At 64.5% G+C, this 1,850-nt stretch carries 3 protein-coding genes; 1 reads left to right on the forward strand and 2 read right to left on the reverse strand.

What is annotated here, in order from left to right:
• Positions 1-512, reverse strand: a 512-nt coding sequence (locus tag JCM19049_RS13025) for an alcohol dehydrogenase catalytic domain-containing protein (RefSeq protein ID WP_279403185.1), incomplete at its 3' end; no start/stop codon positions are given.
• A gap of 179 nt (positions 513-691) precedes the next feature.
• Positions 692-1,132 (reverse strand): hypothetical protein, encoded by a 441-nt coding sequence (locus JCM19049_RS13030; protein ID WP_279403186.1) that lies wholly within the window; start codon positions 1,130-1,132, stop codon positions 692-694.
• A gap of 190 nt (positions 1,133-1,322) precedes the next feature.
• On the opposite strand from JCM19049_RS13030, the gene JCM19049_RS13035 reads away from it, so the two are divergent.
• Complete coding sequence (locus JCM19049_RS13035; RefSeq protein ID WP_246049871.1) at positions 1,323-1,631, forward strand: DUF6504 family protein; 309 nt, start codon at positions 1,323-1,325, stop codon at positions 1,629-1,631.
• The last annotated feature ends 219 nt before the right edge of the window (positions 1,632-1,850 follow it).

Below are 1,850 nucleotides of genomic sequence, written 5' to 3' on the forward strand. Positions count from 1 at the left end.
GCCGCGCCAATGCCGGCCATGACCCCGCAGCCGAGCAGGCCCACCGCGGCGGCGTCGGCATCCTCGTCGACCTTGGTGCACTGCCCGGCAGCCACCAGGGTCTTCTCGGCGAACGAGCCGATGCCCAGCGCGGCGCTCAGCTCGGTGCCGTCCTCCAGAGTCATCTTCTGGGTGGCGTTGTGGGTGTTGAAGCAGTATTGCGGTTCGCCCTTTTCGCAGGCGCGGCACTGGCCGCACACCGCGCGCCAGTTCAGGATGACCCGGTCGCCAACCTTGACGTTGGTGACGTTCTGCCCGATCTGGGAAACCACCGCAGTGGATTCGTGACCCAGCAGGTACGGGTAATCGTCGCCAATCCCGCCCAACTTGTAGTGCAGGTCGGTGTGGCACACCCCGGTGGTCAGAACGTCGACGACGACTTCACCGGGCCCCGGATCCGGGACGATGATGTCCACGACCTCGACAGGGGCATCCTTGACGCGGGAAATAACGGCTTTAACCTTATGAGGCATGTGTTTTGGTCCCCTTAGATTGAAAAGTTGCAGGTCTTCTCGATGCTATCGGTCGCGCGCCCGGGTTTCTAGGATGTGTCCATTGCGCCCAGGTTTGTCGCGTCCCGACGTGGAGTGCCGCGAGAGCTGCGGTGTGCTTGTCCGTTCAGGGCGTAAGAGTGTTACGACCGCGCGCAGGGTTAGGGCAATTGCTCGATCCAGCCGCGGATCCTTTGCAGTTCGCCCTGCTCCAGCAACAGCACAACCTGCATCCCGCTGCCGGTGGGCTGAAGCAGCGCCGCCTGGCCCTCGCCCAGGCCCGCTAGAGCAGCGGCGGCCGGGGAACCATTGCCCGCCGCCTTGGCGGTCGCCAGATAGAGCTCCGACGGGCTGTTGTTCCAGGATTCGAGGATGGCGCTGCGTTCGGTGAAGAAGCTGCGCGCCTCATCCAAGTGGAACCAGCCGGTGAGACTCTGGGTGCTCAGCTCCATGACGGTGATGGGGGTGCGTTTCCTCACTCCGCCCAGCTGCCCGGTGGCGCGCAGCGTGTAGCCGTCGCCGTGCAGGGGTTCACCCTGGGCCAGTTGCTGCTGCTGTTGCTCCTCAGCCGCGGTGCGGCTCTTGCGTCCAAATAATCCCATGAGGGCCTTTCGAATGTTCTGCTCCAGGCGGCGAGCCCGCCGCGGTCTCAGCATGACTCTACAGTTCCTGTTTGCGGGCCAGCCTCGGCGGCCGAACCCAAACTGTCCGAGGCGCTGACTACTGTCGCTACTGATCGAACACGTGTTCGAATATAATTGATGGAGCAGCAGTTAGGAGTCAACCGTGGGCATGTTCACCGAGGCGATCGAGGTTGCGTGCACTCCGGCCGGGGTGCCGTTGCGGGTGCGCTGGAAGGGGCATGAGTATCGCCTGGTGGCCGAACCGCATCGCTGGTTCGAGCGCCGCAAGTGGTGGGACGAGGGTATGCGCGTTCCGCGCGGCACCGGCGCCGGGGTGGTTGACTACGAGATTTGGCGGCTGCAGATCGCCCTGGGCTCCTCCCGCAGCCAGGGGCGGACCATCGATGTCAGCTTTGACCCGCAATCGGCGCGCTGGCGATTGATCCGGGTGCACCAGGAGCTGCCGCTGAGCGCTTAGGGGTCGTGGCGCCTTCGGGAGGGGCGGCTGAGTAGGGCGTGTGCCAACTGTTCGAAACTTTGTTCTAATAGGGGTCTGGAAAGTTTTGAAGGAATGCCCGCCCATGAGTTTCACCCACCTGAACGTCGTCTCGGCCTACAGCGCCCACTACGGGGTCGACACCCCGGCGCTGCTGGCGCCCAGGCCAAGGCCGATGGCGCCTGGGCGCTGGGGTTGTGC

It is taken from the genome of Arthrobacter sp. JCM 19049, assembly GCF_001310435.1.